This is a genomic window from Pseudoselenomonas ruminantium (genome assembly GCF_900142515.1).
GTDB classification, from domain to species: Bacteria; Bacillota; Negativicutes; order Selenomonadales; family Selenomonadaceae; genus Selenomonas_A; species Selenomonas_A ruminantium_D.
This window is the reverse complement of sequence record NZ_FRBC01000030.1, coordinates 14,449-31,092: the sequence shown is the minus strand read 5'-3', so window position 1 is coordinate 31,092 and position 16,644 is coordinate 14,449. Positions and strand designations below refer to the sequence as shown.

General features: G+C 51.2%; 15 protein-coding genes and 1 other annotated feature. Of the genes, 13 read left to right on the top strand and 2 right to left on the bottom strand.

The window, feature by feature from the left end; all coding sequences use genetic code 11:
* The first annotated feature begins 320 nt into the window (after positions 1–320).
* From BUB68_RS12905 to BUB68_RS12875, 7 genes are all read left to right on the top strand, one after another.
* Positions 321–590: an ACT domain-containing protein gene (locus tag BUB68_RS12905; protein WP_014424149.1), complete on the top strand. Its 270-nt coding sequence runs from the start codon at positions 321–323 to the stop codon at positions 588–590.
* Between the two features lie 50 nt (positions 591–640).
* Entirely contained in the window at positions 641–2,002 is a 1,362-nt protein-coding gene (locus BUB68_RS12900) for a PFL family protein (RefSeq protein WP_073092155.1), read from the top strand.
* Between the two features lie 194 nt (positions 2,003–2,196).
* Complete coding sequence (gene nth / locus BUB68_RS12895) at positions 2,197–2,826, top strand: endonuclease III (protein WP_073092152.1); 630 nt, start codon at positions 2,197–2,199, stop codon at positions 2,824–2,826.
* Between the two features lie 96 nt (positions 2,827–2,922).
* Positions 2,923–3,375, top strand: a complete 453-nt coding sequence (locus BUB68_RS12890; protein WP_073092148.1) for an N-acetyltransferase — start codon at positions 2,923–2,925, stop codon at positions 3,373–3,375.
* Positions 3,376–3,467: 92 nt separating this feature from the next.
* Positions 3,468–3,710, top strand: a binding site (T-box leader).
* Positions 3,711–3,771: 61 nt separating this feature from the next.
* Positions 3,772–4,785: a 3-deoxy-7-phosphoheptulonate synthase gene (gene aroF / locus BUB68_RS12885; RefSeq protein ID WP_073092145.1), complete on the top strand. Its 1,014-nt coding sequence runs from the start codon at positions 3,772–3,774 to the stop codon at positions 4,783–4,785.
* 4 nt (positions 4,786–4,789) lie between these two features.
* A complete protein-coding gene (locus BUB68_RS12880) occupies positions 4,790–5,686 on the top strand; it encodes a prephenate dehydrogenase (RefSeq protein ID WP_073092143.1) in 897 nt (298 codons plus the stop codon).
* A gap of 203 nt (positions 5,687–5,889) precedes the next feature.
* On the top strand, positions 5,890–6,780 hold the full coding sequence (locus BUB68_RS12875) for a LysR family transcriptional regulator (protein WP_073092140.1): 891 nt from the start codon (positions 5,890–5,892) through the stop codon (positions 6,778–6,780).
* 66 nt (positions 6,781–6,846) lie between these two features.
* On the opposite strand, the gene BUB68_RS15735 is transcribed toward BUB68_RS12875, so the two are convergent.
* Positions 6,847–8,889, bottom strand: a complete 2,043-nt coding sequence (locus BUB68_RS15735; RefSeq protein WP_073092137.1) for a methyl-accepting chemotaxis protein — start codon at positions 8,887–8,889, stop codon at positions 6,847–6,849.
* A 90-nt stretch (positions 8,890–8,979) separates the two neighbouring features.
* A complete protein-coding gene (mutY, locus tag BUB68_RS12865) occupies positions 8,980–10,083 on the bottom strand; it encodes an A/G-specific adenine glycosylase (RefSeq protein WP_081372009.1) in 1,104 nt (367 codons plus the stop codon).
* Between the two features lie 378 nt (positions 10,084–10,461).
* On the opposite strand from mutY, the gene ilvN reads away from it, so the two are divergent.
* From ilvN to ilvB, 6 genes are all read left to right on the top strand, one after another.
* On the top strand, positions 10,462–10,992 hold the full coding sequence (gene ilvN, locus BUB68_RS12860; RefSeq protein ID WP_014424788.1) for an acetolactate synthase small subunit: 531 nt from the start codon (positions 10,462–10,464) through the stop codon (positions 10,990–10,992).
* Complete coding sequence (gene ilvC, locus BUB68_RS12855; protein ID WP_073092134.1) at positions 10,973–11,989, top strand: ketol-acid reductoisomerase; 1,017 nt, start codon at positions 10,973–10,975, stop codon at positions 11,987–11,989. Before ilvN ends, ilvC begins: the two co-directional genes overlap by 20 nt.
* A gap of 126 nt (positions 11,990–12,115) precedes the next feature.
* A complete protein-coding gene (gene leuC / locus BUB68_RS12850) occupies positions 12,116–13,378 on the top strand; it encodes a 3-isopropylmalate dehydratase large subunit (protein ID WP_073092131.1) in 1,263 nt (420 codons plus the stop codon).
* Complete coding sequence (locus tag BUB68_RS12845; RefSeq protein ID WP_073092128.1) at positions 13,378–13,866, top strand: 3-isopropylmalate dehydratase small subunit; 489 nt, start codon at positions 13,378–13,380, stop codon at positions 13,864–13,866. The genes leuC and BUB68_RS12845 overlap by 1 nt, the downstream gene beginning before the upstream one ends.
* Before the next feature lie 12 nt (positions 13,867–13,878).
* Positions 13,879–14,946 (top strand): 3-isopropylmalate dehydrogenase, encoded by a 1,068-nt coding sequence (gene leuB / locus BUB68_RS12840; RefSeq protein ID WP_073092126.1) that lies wholly within the window; start codon positions 13,879–13,881, stop codon positions 14,944–14,946.
* A 2-nt stretch (positions 14,947–14,948) separates the two neighbouring features.
* A complete protein-coding gene (ilvB, locus tag BUB68_RS12835; RefSeq protein ID WP_073092123.1) occupies positions 14,949–16,613 on the top strand; it encodes a biosynthetic-type acetolactate synthase large subunit in 1,665 nt (554 codons plus the stop codon).
* The last annotated feature ends 31 nt before the right edge of the window (positions 16,614–16,644 follow it).

The following is a 16,644-nucleotide window of genomic DNA, read 5'->3' as shown; positions in this document are numbered from 1 at the left end:
ACGCGCCGCTGGCCTGCCCGGCGCAATCCAGCTAAACAGCTCTAACCTTACAGGGAGGGTCGTTTAGCGGAAACAGAAAAAGCACTCCCCCGTGAACCCCGACAGCGTATGAACGAGATACCTTCAGCACGAACTCGTCAACAAACTGCAATTTATAGGTGGGGACGAACTGTAAACTTTGTATATTTTGCCTATGGCAAAATTTGCTCAACTGCGCTATAATGAAAAAAGTAGTTTTTTAAAGCTAATTTGTGTTGACACATTGTTCTATGTTTACACAATGGGCGAGTGAATTTATATGATTAAGGAGAAGTGTGTAAATGAAACTTGTAGTAACAGTCGTAGGCAAAGACCGTGTAGGTATTATCGCCATGGTTAGCCAGATCTTAGCCGAGAACAATGTCAACATTCTGTCTATCAATCAGAATATCCTCGATGGCTATTTCAACATGATCCTGATTGCTGAAATCAGCAGCAGCAAGATCAAGCTGGTAGACCTGCAGAAGAAGCTCAAGGAAAGTGGTCAGGAAATCAATGTGGATATCAAGGCGCAGCATGCCGATATCTTCAATGTCATGCACAATATCTGATTTGACTGTTGACTGTTTGGCCGATTGCTTACCATTAGGAGGAAAGTTTTTTGATTAGCATAGACAATATCATTGAAACCAATGAGATGATTACCGAGAATAAATTGGACGTGCGTACCATTACCATGGGCATTTCCCTGCGGGACTGCGCGCACCCCAATATTGACCAGTTCTGCCGCAATGTGTATGACAAGATCACCAAGTCGGCAGAGTTTCTGGTAAAGACCGGTGAGGAGATTGAAGCTGAATACGGCATTCCCATCATCCATAAGCGTGTATCGGTAACGCCGATTGCCATTGCCGCAGATTCCTGCAAGACGGATTCCTATGTGCCTGTGGCTGAAGCCATGGACAGAGCCGCCAAAGAAATCGGCGTCAACTTTATCGGCGGCTTTTCTGCATTGGTGGAAAAGGGCTTCACCAATGGTGACCGCATCCTGATCAACTCCATTCCGCAGGCTTTGGCTACGACGGACGTGGTCTGCTCCTCCGTGAACCTGGGATCCACCAAGACCGGTATCAATATGGACTGCGTGCGGGAGATGGGCGAGGTCATCAAGCGCACTGCTGAACTGACCCGTGATAATGATGCTTTGGGCTGTGCCAAGCTCGTGGTATTCTGCAACGCACCTGGGGATAATCCCTTTATGGCAGGTGCTTTCCATGGTGTCAGCGAAGCGGATAAGGTGGTCAGCGTTGGTGTCAGCGGCCCTGGCGTGGTCAAGCATGCCCTCGAAGCCAAGAAGGGCGCAGATTTCACGGAAATCGCAGAGACCATCAAGAAGACGGCCTTCAAGATTACCCGCGTAGGCCAGCTGGTAGCCCGGGAAGCTTCCAAGCGTCTCGGCGTGCCTTTCGGTATCATCGACCTGTCTCTGGCCCCGACGCCGGCCGTAGGCGACAGCGTGGCCCGCATCATCGAAGAGATGGGCATTGAGTCCTGTGGTGCTCCGGGCACGACGGCAGCTTTGGCACTCCTCAATGACGCCGTGAAAAAGGGCGGCCTGATGGCTTCTTCCCATGTAGGCGGCTTGTCTGGTGCTTTCATTCCCGTCAGCGAAGACGAGGGCATGATCAACGCCATCAAGGCTGGCAGTCTGTCGCTTGAAAAACTCGAAGCCATGACCTGTGTCTGCTCCGTAGGCCTCGACATGATTGCCATTGAGGGCGATACGAGTGCCGCTACGATTTCCGGCATTATCGCCGATGAAGCCGCTATTGGCATGATCAACAACAAGACCACGGCTGTCCGCGTCATTCCTGTACCGGGCAAGAAAGTTGGCGATATGGTGGAATTCGGCGGTCTTCTGGGGTACTGCCCAATCGTACCGGTGCGCAATCAGTACAGCTCTGCAGCCTTCATCGCCCGCGGCGGCCGCATCCCGGCACCGATTCGGAGCCTGACGAATTAACAAGCGAAGATATACAATTGCAACGAAATAGCCTGCCCCTAGGGGGAAGGTGTCAGCCGCAGGCTGACGAAAGGGGCAAAGGGAATTTATTGTCTTGTACTCCTTTTACTGCCTTGCCAGAAATATGCCACTGGCGTATTTCAACCCTCCCCCATGGGGGAGGCTTTTTTCGTAGTTTGATGTAGGAGAGTATTATGCGTGTTACGAAAAAGATTAAGGAAGAACAGATACGCATTTTAGGGGAAGTCTATAAGGAGGCCAAACCTGCCCTGATTTTCCGCAATCCTTTTGAACTGCTGATTGCCGTGATTCTTTCTGCCCAATGTACGGACAAGCGGGTGAATGTTACCACGGCAAGGCTTTTCCAGAAGGCGGCTACACCGGCGGCCATCCTGGAGATGGGCCTGGCGGCGCTGGAAGAGGAAATACGGGATTGCGGTCTGTTCCGCAACAAGGCCAAGAACATCATGGCCACTTGCCAGATCCTCTGCGAGCAATATGGTGGCGAGGTGCCGGCTGATTTCCAGAAATTGCAGGAACTGCCTGGTGTGGGCCGCAAGACCGCCAATGTGGTCATGAGCGTGGGTTTTGGTGAGCCAGCCATTGCTGTGGATACCCATGTGTTCCGCGTGGCCAATAGGCTGAAACTGGCTACAGGGGATACCCCGCTGGCAGTGGAACAAGGCCTGATGAAGGCCATTCCCAAGGAAAAATGGTCGGCGGCCCATCACTGGCTGATCTGGCATGGCCGCAACGTCTGCAAGGCTCGCAAGCCCTTATGCGACGAATGCCCGCTGGCAGCAGTCTGCCCTGCCGCAGTTTAAGCCCGCCCCTGTGAAGAGGGGGGCCGCAAAGCGGTGGGAGAGGCATCAGGCAGGTATCAGCAATTTATCGCAATTTATACGGAATGAGATGAGAGCATGATTTATCGGAAAGCAACATTTGCCGATGTAGAGGCAATATATGAACTGGTAGCCGATTACGCTGAGCAGGGCGTAATGCTGGCCCGTTCCCGCAATACCCTTTATGAGACCTTGCGGGATATGGTGGTGGCCATTGATGATGATGGCAGTCTGGCCGGTGTAGGCGGCCTTCATGTGATTTGGGACAGGTTGGCGGAAGTGCGCACCATGGCGGTATCGCCAAATAAGCGCCGCCGGGGAATTGGGGCTGAGATTGTCCGCCGCCTGCTGGAAGATGGGGAAGCTTTGGGCATTGAGAAGTATTTCACGCTGACCTATCAACCGGAGTTCTTCAAAGCGTTGGGGTTTGAGGTCATAAACAAAGAAGAACTGCCCCATAAGGTTTGGAAAGAATGCATTGATTGTCCCAAGTTTCCCAACTGCGATGAAATCGCTATGGTAAAAGTTTGAAATAAAAGTTCACTCATAATGGAAAAACTATACATTTTTTCGTTTGATGGTTGACAATATTACGATAAACTGATATAGTATCAAACAACAAGAAAAATGCGAAGACGGAGAGAAGTAAGAGGCAGAGATCTTGCAGAGAGTGGCGGGTTGGTGTAACGCCATAGAGGGAACCTTTGAAATACACTCCTGAGCAGCCGGTTGAAAAATCATTTGGATTTAGTAGGCCGCGCCGGAATGCCACCGTTATCAGAGGCTAGGATATGCATGTATCCGAAAAGAGAGGCTTGCAACTGGCAAGCAGGGTGGTACCACGGGTATAACAGCTCGTCCCTGTGAGGGGCGGGCTTTTTCTGTTTGAATTTTTTCTTTATATTATGTTATTATGGAGGAATGGACATGATTATCGTAATGAGCCCCAATGCAACAAAAGAAAATTTAGAGAAAGTTGTCAAGAAGGTGGAAGCCGCCGGCTTGAGGACGCATATCTCAGAAGGTGAGGAAGTAACCATCGTAGGTGTTATTGGCGATAAGAAGAAAATCGCGAATCTGGAAATGAATATGATGGACGGCGTGGAAAAGACCGTCCGCATTACGGAAAAATATAAATTGGTCAGCCGTCATTTTCACCCCGAAGATACCATCGTGGACGTGGATGGCGTGAAAGTCGGTGGCCAGCAGATTGTGGTGATGGCAGGGCCCTGCTCCGTGGAGAGCATCGAACAGCTTAGGGAAGCAGCCCAGGCCGTCAAGGCCGGCGGGGCCCAGTTCCTGCGTGGCGGTGCCTTCAAGCCCCGCACCAGCCCCTATGATTTCCAGGGACTGGCAGAAGATGGCCTCAAGATGCTCCGGCAGGTGGCCGATGAGGTCGGCCTCAAAGTGGTCACGGAAATCGTGGACAAGGATGATCTGGAACTGGTAGGCAAATACGCTGACCTCTATCAGGTGGGTGCCCGCAACATGCAGAACTTCCAGCTGCTGAAGGCTCTGGGCAAGGCCGATAAGCCGGTTATGCTCAAGCGCGGCCTGTCGGCCACCATCAGCGAATGGCTCAATGCTGCTGAGTACATCATGGCAGGCGGCAACGAACAGGTCATCCTCTGTGAGCGCGGTATCCGCACCTATGAGACCTTTACTCGCAATACCCTTGACCTCAGCGCTGTAGCTGCTGTGAAGGAACTTTCCCACCTGCCCATCATCGTTGACCCGAGTCATGGCACTGGCCGTTGGCAGATGGTGCAGCCCATGGCCCGCGCGGCAGTGGCTGCTGGTTGTGATGGCCTGATCATCGAAGTGCATCCCCATCCGGAAGTGGCCCTTTCCGATGGTGACCAGAGCCTGACGCCCAAGAATTTCAACCGCCTGATGGACGAATTGGGCAAGATTGCTGCCGTCATGGAGCGCACGGTATAAGCCTATGAAACAGGAGAGACTAACCTTGGCCATCATCGGCGTGGGCCTGATTGGCGGCTCCCTGGGCCTTTGTCTCAAGGACAGGCTGGGGGAGGATATCTATATCACGGGCCTCTGCCGTACACAGGCTTCCATGGACAAGGCCATGGAGTTGGGAGCAGTGGATTTTGCCTCTGCGGACATTGAAGCCGTAGTGGGCAACGCTGATATCATCTTCCTGAGTCCGCCGGTGCTTCAGATCGTGCCCATGGTGGAAAAGATCCTGCCCTATCTGAAAAAAGGGGCGATACTGACGGATGCCGGCAGTACCAAGCAATATATCTGGCAGCATCTGCAAAAGATATTGCCGGAGGATATTTACTACATCGCCGGTCATCCCATGACTGGGCGGGAAAAGAGCGGTGTCACGGCGGCACAGAAAGACCTGTTCGTGGGCAAGGCCTATGTGATTGTGGAAGATACTGGAGCACCAAAAGAGGCACATGATAAGCTGATGAGTGTGCTGAAACATACAGGTGCCAATTTCACGACCTTAGATATTGCCAAGCATGACCGCTGTGCTTCGGTCATCAGCCATGTGCCCCATGTGGCGGCTGCAGCATTGGTCACACTGCTCAATCAGTCCGGCGGCGATATGGAGTCCTGCATCAAGCTGATTGGCGGCGGTTTCAAGGATACGACGCGTATTGCCTCATCCAACGCCGATATGTGGGCGGATATCTGTATGACTAATAGCAAGGCTATTGCAGCGAATCTGAAGACACTGCAACAGATCATTGGTCAAGTGATTACGGCTTGTGAAAATCAGGACAGACAATCTGTCTATGATTATTTTACAGCGTCCAAAAGGCGTCGTGACGATTTATTGGAAAATGCTGCCAATAGATTTGATCCCAACTAGTTTAAAAAAGGTAACTTTTGAGTGGCGAAGCATCTTGTGAATCGCTCAAAAGTTACCTTTTTTGAATGGAAAACGAATTCCTGCAGGAATGGACTGGATTATAACTTAAGGTTATAGTATAATACTACATGGGGTATTGCCTAGCATAGATAAAGATAAGCAAAGGCACATAGAACTGAATTATATATATGGGGGCACAGTTTATGGAATTTCGGCAGTTAGAGTATTTTTGTGAAATCAGTAAGTTAAGGAACTTTACACGAACAGCTGAATCTTTGCATGTGTCGCAACCATCCGTAACCAAGGCGATAAAAGCGCTGGAGGCAGAATTGGGGTTGACGCTCATAGACCGGAGTCAGAAGCAGGTGCACTTGACAGAAGAGGGAAAGGCATTTTTGTTTCATGCGCAGCGGATCATGAAAGCAGCGAACATTGCGCTGAAAGATATGGAACATTATCGCCGCGACAAACGTGAAACGATACATTTTGGTATTCCGCCAATGGTTGAAGCCTATCTTTTCCCGGATCTATTTACGGAATTCAAACAGGTTTTTACCAACGTTAATTTTGATGTGCAGGAATTCAGTGATTCCGAGGAGGTGCGCAAGCGTATCGATCAGGGAGAACTGGATTTTGGTATCGTTTTGGGCAAGCCGGGAAATGTGGCAGAAAATGAATTGATGATCATGTTGGATTCCATGAGCATTTGCCTTCCCGCAAAACACAGCCTGGTAAATAAAAAGGAAATACTGTTTTCGGATCTGCAGAATGAGAAATTTATCATGCAGCATCCGAATACGTATCAGTATCGGGAAGTATATGAGCATTGCCGAAAAGCGGGATTTGCACCGAAGATAACGCTGTGCACGGCGCAAATAAAAACCATTAAGCAGCTGGTCGCTAATGGTATGGGAATATCCATTCTGCCGAATTTTGTAACCAGGACAGAAAAAATTTTTGTGCGTCGTCCGCTGAAGCCGGATTTAAAGGTGCAAGTATCGCTCAATTGGGGGCTTTGCAAAGGGTTATCTACAGTAGATACGCAGTTCATTGAATTCATAAAGGCGTATGCCGAACATAATTTTGCTTCGTAAAGTTATGGCAGATTGTCATAAAAGAGGAGGCTTGACCTTTACTTCGGTCAAGCCTCCTTTTGACGTTCAGATTCCCATTTCGATATTGTGAATGGTAGTAGTGAGTTTTTCCCTTTCCAGACTCGTGCGATTATTGATGGCTTCAAGATCTTTGATGGATTGGGTGGATTTCTGGATATGAGTGATGCCTTCGTTGAGGCTTTTGTGCAGATCTTTCATCTGCTTGGAGAAGTTCTCATCAAATTCATTGATTTGCTGTTCAAAATCTTTGTTGTCGATGAGAATCTTGTCGATTTCGCTTACATCATGAAGCAGAGAACTGATGGCCTCATCAGAAACATGCAGATTCGTCTGGGTGTTTTCAGCCAGTTTCCGCACTTCCTGAGCCACAACAGAGAATCCACGTCCTGCCTCTCCGGCCCGGGCAGCTTCGATGGCAGCATTCAAGGCCAGAAGATTTGTCTGAGCGGCAATCTCGTTGATCATCTTCATGACGTCGTCGATTTTCTGGGTGCTTTGAGAGAGCATATCCAGTTTCGGTGTGATTTCCCGATTTTGATCCATGAGCTGATTGAAAAGTTCATTTTGTTCATCGATACCACTGGAAAGTTGCTTGATGGCATTTTGGATCATATCTACGTCCTTGGACATATGCATGATGGTCTTGACGATATCTGGCATCTTAGATTGATAATCCTGGAACATGCTGATGAGATTATCCTTGAGTTTGTCCAAGTGATTTTGTCTGTCGATGATGCGGTTGTAGAAGAATGCATGACAGTGGGCATAGATGTGAGCAAAATTATCAATGTAACTGTCGGCAAAAGTGGTACCGGCGGGTACACGATAGAAGAAGATAGCCGTCAGGGTTTCGTTCACATGAAGCCCTGCGATTTCACCGAAGCTGGAAAAACCGGCTACGGGAACATCCTTGAATTCATCGATATGTTTGATTTCGTCAGGGTAGCCCAGACGGCGCAGAATACAGTCATTCAGGATACCGCCAATGGGGGCAGGCTTGTTTTTATTGTAGTCCCGTAGATCATGTGACAGGGAATTGGCAAGAGATACCCGCTTCATCAGGTAGAGCCGCTCACCGGTCACTACATCGCAGAAAAAGCTGATGCGGTTGTTGGCTTCGTCAAAGCTGGCAGGAGTACGGATGAAGTCTTCTCCATTGATATCTGTGGCGAATGTGTAATCCTGCATTTTTGCCTGTACTTCGGCTAAGGTCTCTACATGGAAATGCTGCTTGAGGGCATCGATGATGGGGATTTCGCCCTCAGGCGATTCCACCGTTTCCACATAGCGCAGGGCACTGTTGGCCGTGCCAACAAGAAAAGAGGTATCGGTTCGTTCGACCGCCTGAGTCTTGAAGATACCATAACGGAACTCATTGCGTAAGCGCACGAGCGTGATGATTGCATGGTTTTCCAGGCATTGGTTATCATCATAGATATAGGTATGAGCAAAGTCCAGATTGCCAGCAGAACTGCCGCCAATAAAGGGAATGGGAAACTTGCCCGAAGAGAACATTGCCTGAGCAACAAAAGTTTCACAACTGGATACACCATCGATATAGACCATAGCAAAAACATGGGCAATGCTTAAACGGAATGGTATATGATGTTTGTCGATTTCACGGCGGATGGCTTCTACGCGGTCGTTGATGGTCATTTCTACAGAACCACTGCGCAGGTCATTGTTTGGCAGAGGGATATGCATGGTGTAAGTCTCTTCAATCATGCGTTTGGAGAAGGATTGAAGGAGGACTTTTCCTCGATGTTCGGGAGCATCACAGTAGAGAGTCTGACTGCCTTGGGGACGGCACAACTCTCCGGAAGTAGTCATCAGCAAAAGTTTCGTACTGGATGGGATTTCTGCTTTTATCAGACGGGCGACTTCCGATACATCCAGATCTGGAGACACAAAGCCAATAACCATGGCGGCGCCTTCAGCCACATCAACCAAATCTTTCAGCCGCAGAGCGGTAAGTTCACTTTTTGACAGATAGGCTGTTTTGATATCGGAGAGTTCAGTGACTGTCGGCGAAAGAGGAACTGGAGCAGCCGCTTCAGCTCGTTGGGGGCCATCGAAAAATTTGAACATATGCAAACACCTCTCAAATGCTTTATCAGTATCCCTATATCCATATTTTCCTTATTCGTGTTTGCTGAAAAAAATCCTGCTGTTTTTGGCTTATTTTGTTTGAATATATGGAAAATAGTATTGGAAAGCGGATGGCAGGCTGAAGCGTTCAGCAATTTGCTGTGAACTTGCCCAGACAAAGGGCAGATGGTTTTCCTGAATCGTCAGAGTGTCGGCGGCAGGAAGTTTTATCAACCAACCGGAAAGCTGCCATTCAATGTGGGAGAAAATATGCTTGGCAGGAGGAAGTGCTTGTATGCTCTCTACGGTCAAGCCATTTTCTTTCAGCCAGTCCACGACTTCTTTTTTTGTGAGTTTTCCTGGTAGGTTGGGGAATTCCCAGAGGCCGGCCAGCAGACCTTTTGTTTCGCGCTGATGCAGGGCGATGGCATTTCCCTGACGGAGCAGGAGTACGGTATGTTTTTCCTGACGGCGTTGGCGGGTGGAACTCTTGCGGGGTAATTCCAGCTCCAAACCCTCGGCATGAGCCAGACAGATTCGAGCGAGGGGGCAGCAGGAACAGTGCGGCAGGCCGTGAGGCAGGCAGATGGTAGCACCCAGGTCCATAAAGGCCTGATTGAGCTCACCGGCAATGGTGCCGCTGGGGTAATGAGGTGCCAGGGCATTTTCCAGGGCTTTTTTCGTGGCAGGGGCAGCAATATCGGCCGCCGATGCCAATACCCGGGACAGGACCCGCAGCACATTGCCATCAACGGCGGGCCAGGGCTGGCCGAAGGCAATGGAACCGATGGCGCTGGCGGTATAACGGCCAATGCCAGGAAGGCTCAGCAGTGTAGTGAAATCTTGCGGAAGCTGGCCGCTGTATTCCTGACAGATGATGATGGCGGCCTTTTTGAGATTCCGGGCCCGGGAATAATAACCAAGGCCCTGCCAAAGTTTCATCAGCTGGTCATCATCGCAGGCAGCCAGTGACTCGATGTCCGGCAGGCTGGCAAGAAACCGTTCATAATAGGGAATCACAGCGCTGGCACGTGTCTGTTGCAGCATGATTTCAGACAACCAGGTATGATAAGGCGCGGGGCAGCTGCGCCAGGGCAGCTCCCGCTCATCTGCCTGCCTTCGATACCAGTCGGGCAGGATGGCCAGCAGATCAGGGATAAGTTCTGTATGGGGAATATCGATAGTATGTCGCAAGATAAAATCCTTTCTATGATAAAAATGTTGGAATTGAAATTTTCAGTGAAGATAAATTGTATCATATTCAGTGAAACTATCGCAAGACAAAGTAATTCGATATAATTTTCGTAAAAAAGTAACAAGAAAAACTTTTTAATTCTCTGAAATGGACAAAAGTGCAATGGATGCACGGAATGTAAGGGGGTGTGTGTGCTAAGAGTGGAATAATATACAAAAAATCTGTAAGTAAGACAAGAAAAGTTACAAAATACTGTTGACAAAAATGTTTATTCGCGCAATAATGTATACATATTTACAACGTTACATGTTGAATGTACACGGAATTTGTGTTATGATGTTTGCGTGTGATGTACGATTCCAGAGGGGGATTGCAGGATGAAACATGTCTTGTCTGTGTTTGTGGAAAATCAGACTGGTGTGCTGGTCCGGGTTGTAAGTATGTTTTCCAGACGCGAATTCAATATCGACAGTCTCGCGGTTGGCGTGACGGAGAAAGAGGGGTATTCGCGCATCACAGTGGTGATTCACGGCGATGAGGATCTAATAGAGCAGATCATCAAGCAGCTGGAAAAGATGCCGGTGGTGCAGGCCGTACAGCGTTTGGATGAGAAGAATGCAGTCTGCCGGGGACTTACGCTGATAAAGGTTAAGGCAAGTGACACGAGCCGCCTGGATATCTTGAAGATGGCAGAGCTCTTTCGGGCTCATGTGGTGGATGTGGATTCCTCCACGCTGATCTTTGAGCTGACGGGCAGCGATGATAAGGTGACGGCTTTTTTGAATCTCGTCAAGCCTTATGGTATCGCCGAGGTCATTCGCACAGGCTTGATTGCGTTGGAACGCGGTGAGCATACTATTTATGAACATTGTGAGGAGAGAGAGTACTATGGCAAAAACTTATTATGATCAGGATGTTAACTGGGAAGTTCTGAACGGCAAGAAGGTTGCCATCATTGGTTACGGCAGCCAGGGCCATGCTCATGCCCTGAACCTCAAGGAGAGCGGCGTTGATGTTGTGGTCGGCCTCTACGAAGGTTCTAAGTCCAAGAAAGTTGCTGAGGAACACGGCCTGACGGTTAAGAATGTCGCTGATGCTGTCAAAGAAGCAGATATCACGATGGTCCTGATTCCGGATGAGAAGCAGTCCGATGTCTACAAGAACGAGATTGCTCCGAATCTGAAGTCCGGCAGTGCTCTCGCTTTTGCGCATGGCTTCAACATCCATTACCAGCAGATCGTTCCTCCTGCTGATGTCGATGTATTCATGGTTGCTCCGAAAGGCCCTGGCCACCTCGTTCGCCGTACTTATACGGAAGGTTCCGGTGTGCCGGCTGTGTTCGCTGTGCACCAGGATGCTTCCGGCAAGTGCTTTGATGTAGCTCTGGCATATGCCAAAGGCCTCGGCGCTACCCGTTCCGGCGTCCTGCAGACCACTTTCCGCGATGAGACGGAAGAAGACCTCTTCGGTGAGCAGGCTGTCCTCTGCGGCGGTGTCTGCCAGCTGATGCAGACCGGCTTCGAAGTCCTCGTCGAAGCAGGTTATCCGCCTGAAATGGCATACTTCGAATGCTTCCATGAGATGAAACTCATCGTTGACCTCTGCTATGAAGGCGGTTTCACGAAGATGCGCAAATCCATCTCCGATACGGCTGAATACGGCGACTACATGGTAGGCCCGCGCATCATCACGGAAGAGACCAAGAAGGAAATGAAGAAAGTCCTGAAGGAAATCCAGGATGGTACCTTCGCTCGCAACTGGCTGCTGGAAAACCGTGCAGCTGGCCGTGCAAACTTCATGGCTCAGCGCCGTCTCCATGCTGAACATCAGATCGAGAAGGTCGGCAAGGACCTCCGCAACATGATGCCGTGGCTCAAGGACGCTGCTGATTTGTCCAAAGACTAAGCATTAACCTCTGCAAAAGCAGGAATATGTCCATTTAAGTCGAATGTTTTAAATTGAACAGTAGTGAGAAGCCTTCCCCTTCCACCTATCGGGAGGGCTTTTCTTATAATATAGGAGAGTGAGAGCATGGGTATGACGATGAGCGAGAAGATTCTCGCCAAACATGCCGGCTTGGAACGCGTGGAAGCGGGACAGCTGGTGACCTGTAAACTGGATATGGTGCTGGCCAACGATATCACGGCCCCGCCTTCTATTAAAATCTTTGAGAGCATTGGCCGTCCGGTCTTTGACAACGAGAAGATTGCGCTGGTGCCGGATCATTTCCAGCCCGCCAAGGATATCAAATCCGCAGAACTGGCCAAGATTGTCCGGGATTTTGCGGTCAAACATAAGATTGTCCACTATTTCGAGCAGGGCCGTGTGGGCATCGAGCACGTCATCCTGCCGGAACAAGGCATTGTGGCACCGGGCATGCTGACCATCGGGGCTGACTCCCATACCTGCACCTATGGTGCCGTCAACGGTTTTGCCACGGGCGTAGGCTCTACGGATCTGGGCGCAGCCATGGCCACCGGCGAAGCCTGGTTCAAGGTGCCGCAGGCCATCAAGGTGGAACTCACTGGTCAGAAGGCCAAGGACATCAGCGGCAAGGATGTCATCCTGACCCTGATTGGCATGATCGGTGTAGATGGTGCGCTCTATAAATCCCTGGAATTTGCCGGGGAAGGCGTCAAGAGCCTGACCATGACGGACCGCCTGACCATTTCCAATATGGCCATCGAAGCGGGCGGCAAGGCCGGTATCTTTCCCTATGATGAAGTGACGGCAGAATATGTCAAAGACAGGGTCAAGAAGCCCTTTGAGCCGGTAGCTGCTGATGAAGATGCGGTTTACTGCCAGACGGTCAAGATTGATCTGTCGACCTTGAAGCCCGTGGTGGCATTCCCGCATCTGCCGGGCAATACGAAAGCGGTGGAGGACATCAAGGAGCCCATCGCCATCCAGCAGGTCATCATCGGTTCCTGCACCAATGGCCGTCTGGAAGATTTGCAGATTGCGGCGGAAATCTTCAAGGGGCATAAGGTGGCGGATGGTGTGCGCTGTATCGTGATTCCGGGCAGTCCGGCAGTTTACAAGGAGGCCATGAAGCGCGGTTATATCGATACCTTCATTGATGCGGACTGCGCCGTGTCCACGCCGACCTGCGGCCCGTGCCTGGGCGGTTATATGGGCATCATGGCGGCAGGGGAGAAATGCGTTTCCACCACCAACCGCAATTTTCGTGGCCGCATGGGTCATGTGGATAGTGAAGTTTACTTGGCTGGCCCCCATGTGGCGGCGGCAAGTGCCATTTTAGGCCGGATTGCCACGGCAGAGGAGGTACAGTGATGAAATTAGAAGGAAAAGTCTGGCGTTATGGGGATAACATCGACACCGATGTCATCATCCCCGCCCGTTATCTGAACACTTTTGACCCGAAAGAGCTGGCCAGCCACTGCATGGTGGATATTGACGAAAGCTTTGCCCCCAATGTGCAGGAAGGTGATATCATGGTGGGTGGCCGCAACTTTGGCTGTGGTTCTTCCCGTGAACATGCACCGGTAGCCATCAAGGCCAGCGGCATTCCCGTGGTCATTGCTGCCAGCTTTGCGCGGATTTTCTATCGCAATGGCATCAATATTGGCCTGCCCCTGCTGGAAATCGGCGATGATGTGGAAAAGATCCATGCCGATGACAAACTGCAGGTGGATGTGACCACCGGCGAAATCCGGAACCTCACGACCGGCGATGTGTTCCATGCGCATCCCCTGCCGGGATTCGTGCAGGAGATTGCGGAGGCCGGCGGCCTGATTGAATATATCAAACGGAAAGGATAAGAGTGGTACCTTATGGCATATAAGATTACAGTTATTCCCGGTGATGGTATTGGCAAGGAAATCACGGATTCCGCCGTGGAAGTCTTGAAGGCGGCGGATAAGAAATTCAATCTGGGCTTGGAATTTGACTATCATGATGCCGGCGGCACGGCCTATGACAAATTCGGCACGCCCCTGCCGCAGGAGACCATCGATGCCTGCAAGGCCGCAGATGGAGTCCTGTTCGGTGCCGTGGGCGGCGATAAATGGGATAAGGTAGACCCGGCCAAGCGCCCCGAAAAGGCCATCCTGGGCCTGCGCAAGGAATTGGGACTTTACGCCAACCTGCGTCCGGTCAAGGTAGCCGATGCCCTGATTGAGTATTCTCCGTTGAAGCCGGAACTGGTACGCGGTGCAGACCTCGTGATTGTTCGCGAACTGATTGGCGGCATCTACTTTGGCGAGAAATGCGAGTCCGAACAGCATAATGGTGTGGAACGGGCCTGGGATTTGGAGAACTACTCCGTGCCTGAAGTGGAACGCATTGCTAAATTGGCCTTTGAAACGGCGAAACTCCGCCGCGGCAAGGTGACTTCCGTTGACAAGTCCAATGTGCTGGCAACTTCCCGGCTCTGGCGCCGTACGGTGGCAGAGGTAGCGAAGGATTATCCCGAAGTGGAGTGCAACAATCTCTATGTGGATAACTGTGCCATGCAGATTGCAGTAAAACCCACGCAGTTTGACGTCATCGTGACGGGCAATCTCTTTGGGGATATCCTTTCGGACGAAGCGGCTGTGGTCGGCGGCTCCATCGGCATGCTGCCGTCGGCTTCCATCGGCGAATGCACCAGCCTCTATGAGCCCATCCATGGCAGTGCGCCGGATATTGCCGGTCAGGGCATTGCCAATCCCATTGGCACCATCCTGTCGGCAGCCATGCTGCTCAGATATTCCCTGCATGAAGAGGCGGCCGCCGATGCCATTGAAGCAGCCGTGGACAAGTCTCTGGCGGAAGGGTATCGCACGCCGGACCTCTGGAAGGATGGCTTTACGAAAGTCAATACCAACGAAATCACCAAAATCATCAGCGAGAGGGTGTAAGTATGAACGGAGCACAGGCAGTCGTTGCATGTTTAAAAGAACAAGGCGTCGATACGGTGTTTGGCTATCCCGGGGGGATGATCCTGCCTTTATACGACGCTTTATATGATAGCAAGGAGATAAAGCAGGTTCTCGTGACCCACGAGCAGAATGCCGCTCACGCCGCTGACGGCTATGCCCGTGCTTCGGGAAAAGTGGGTGTCTGCATTGCCACTTCCGGACCGGGGGCCACGAATCTTGTGACCGGTCTGGCCACGGCCTTTATGGATTCCATTCCTGTGGTGGCTATCACGGGGCAGGTCGATACGACTTTGTTGGGACGGGATGCTTTTCAGGAAACGGACATTCTCGATGTGACCATGCCCATTACCAAGCATAACTACAAGATAAAAGATGCCCGCCATCTCATCAGCACTATCCGTGAAGCCTTCACTTTGGCGAAGAAAGGCCGTCCCGGTCCTGTGCTGGTGGATGTGCCCAGGGACTTGTTCTTTCAGGAAGTAGCCTGGGCGGAAGCAGCTGCCTGCACGAAAAAAGCGGGCAAGCCGGATGCGGATTTCCTGATTTGTGCCGCCGAAGCAGCAAGGGAAATCGTCAAGGCGAAAAAGCCCGTGGTCATCGTGGGCGGCGGTGTTGTTTCAGCAGGGGCTACGGATGAAGTCACGGCCTTCGTGGAAAAATACAACCTGCCCGTAGCCCATACCTTGATGGGGCTTGGGGCTATCCCGCGGGAACACCCGCAGTCCTTGGGCTTTGCGGGCATGCACGGGGAAAAAGCCGCCAACCATGCCATTGCGGCCGCAGACCTCATCATCGCCATTGGCAGCCGCTTCGGTGACCGCCAGACGGGCAATGTCAAGAAGTACACGCAGGATACCAAGTTCATCCATATTGACATTGACCCTGCAGAAATCGATAAGAATATCGGCAACAGCCTGGGGCTGGCTGGCGATATGAAAGTGATCCTGGGCCTCTTGATGAAGCAGGAAGCCACGGGCGATATCGCGGAATGGTGGTCACAGATCCAGAGCTGGCAGGAGACTTATGACTATGACTATCATGTCAATCGTCTGACCGTCCCCTGGGCACTGCATCAGGTGGCGAAGAATACCAAAGGCAAGCCCTATGCCTTTGCTACGGATGTAGGCCAGCATCAGATGTGGGCGGCCCTGCATCTGCGCATTGAGGAGCCAAGGACATGGCTGACCTCTGGCGGCCTTGGCACCATGGGCTTTGGTTTGCCAGCTGCCATGGGCGCTCAGATGTATTATGGCGACAGCCGCCGCGTCATCCATGTGGCCGGTGATGGCGGCATCAAGATGACGGGCAATGAGTTCTATACCATCGCCCGCCTGAACCTGCCAGTGATTTCCCTGATTGTCAACAATACCAGCCTGGGCATGATTCGCCAGCTGCAGAAGGTCATGTACAAAGAACGTTACATTGCCTGCGAGTTTGACTATCAGATGGATTATGCCGCCTATGCAGGCAGTTTCGGCATCAAGGCCGAGACGGTCTCCACGCAGGAGGAGTTTGCCGAGGCTTTGAATCGGGCTTTGGCCGATAAGGACCATCCCAGAGTGATTGTTCTCAATGTATGGCGCAGTTTCGTCGAGCCCATGATCAAGGGCGGCGCCCGGATTGATGAATTCGTGGAATTCAAATAATGATAGCCGTGACTCTTGCAATTCAAGGGTT

Bases quoted from the DNA above. Each gene is read 5' to 3' on its own strand.
- BUB68_RS12845 (WP_073092128.1), top strand. From the start codon at position 13,378: ATGAAATTAGAAGGAAAAGTCTGGCGTTATGGGGATAACATCGACACC.
- BUB68_RS12880 (WP_073092143.1), top strand. From the start codon at position 4,790: ATGAAACAGGAGAGACTAACCTTGGCCATCATCGGCGTGGGCCTGATT.
- BUB68_RS12875 (WP_073092140.1), top strand. From the start codon at position 5,890: ATGGAATTTCGGCAGTTAGAGTATTTTTGTGAAATCAGTAAGTTAAGG.
- BUB68_RS12890 (WP_073092148.1), top strand. From the start codon at position 2,923: ATGATTTATCGGAAAGCAACATTTGCCGATGTAGAGGCAATATATGAA.
- ilvC (WP_073092134.1), top strand. From the start codon at position 10,973: ATGGCAAAAACTTATTATGATCAGGATGTTAACTGGGAAGTTCTGAAC.
- ilvN (WP_014424788.1), top strand. From the start codon at position 10,462: ATGAAACATGTCTTGTCTGTGTTTGTGGAAAATCAGACTGGTGTGCTG.
- BUB68_RS12905 (WP_014424149.1), top strand. From the start codon at position 321: ATGAAACTTGTAGTAACAGTCGTAGGCAAAGACCGTGTAGGTATTATC.
- leuC (WP_073092131.1), top strand. From the start codon at position 12,116: ATGGGTATGACGATGAGCGAGAAGATTCTCGCCAAACATGCCGGCTTG.
- leuB (WP_073092126.1), top strand. From the start codon at position 13,879: ATGGCATATAAGATTACAGTTATTCCCGGTGATGGTATTGGCAAGGAA.
- ilvB (WP_073092123.1), top strand. From the start codon at position 14,949: ATGAACGGAGCACAGGCAGTCGTTGCATGTTTAAAAGAACAAGGCGTC.
- nth (WP_073092152.1), top strand. From the start codon at position 2,197: ATGCGTGTTACGAAAAAGATTAAGGAAGAACAGATACGCATTTTAGGG.
- aroF (WP_073092145.1), top strand. From the start codon at position 3,772: ATGATTATCGTAATGAGCCCCAATGCAACAAAAGAAAATTTAGAGAAA.
- BUB68_RS15735 (WP_073092137.1), bottom strand. From the start codon at position 8,889: ATGTTCAAATTTTTCGATGGCCCCCAACGAGCTGAAGCGGCTGCTCCA.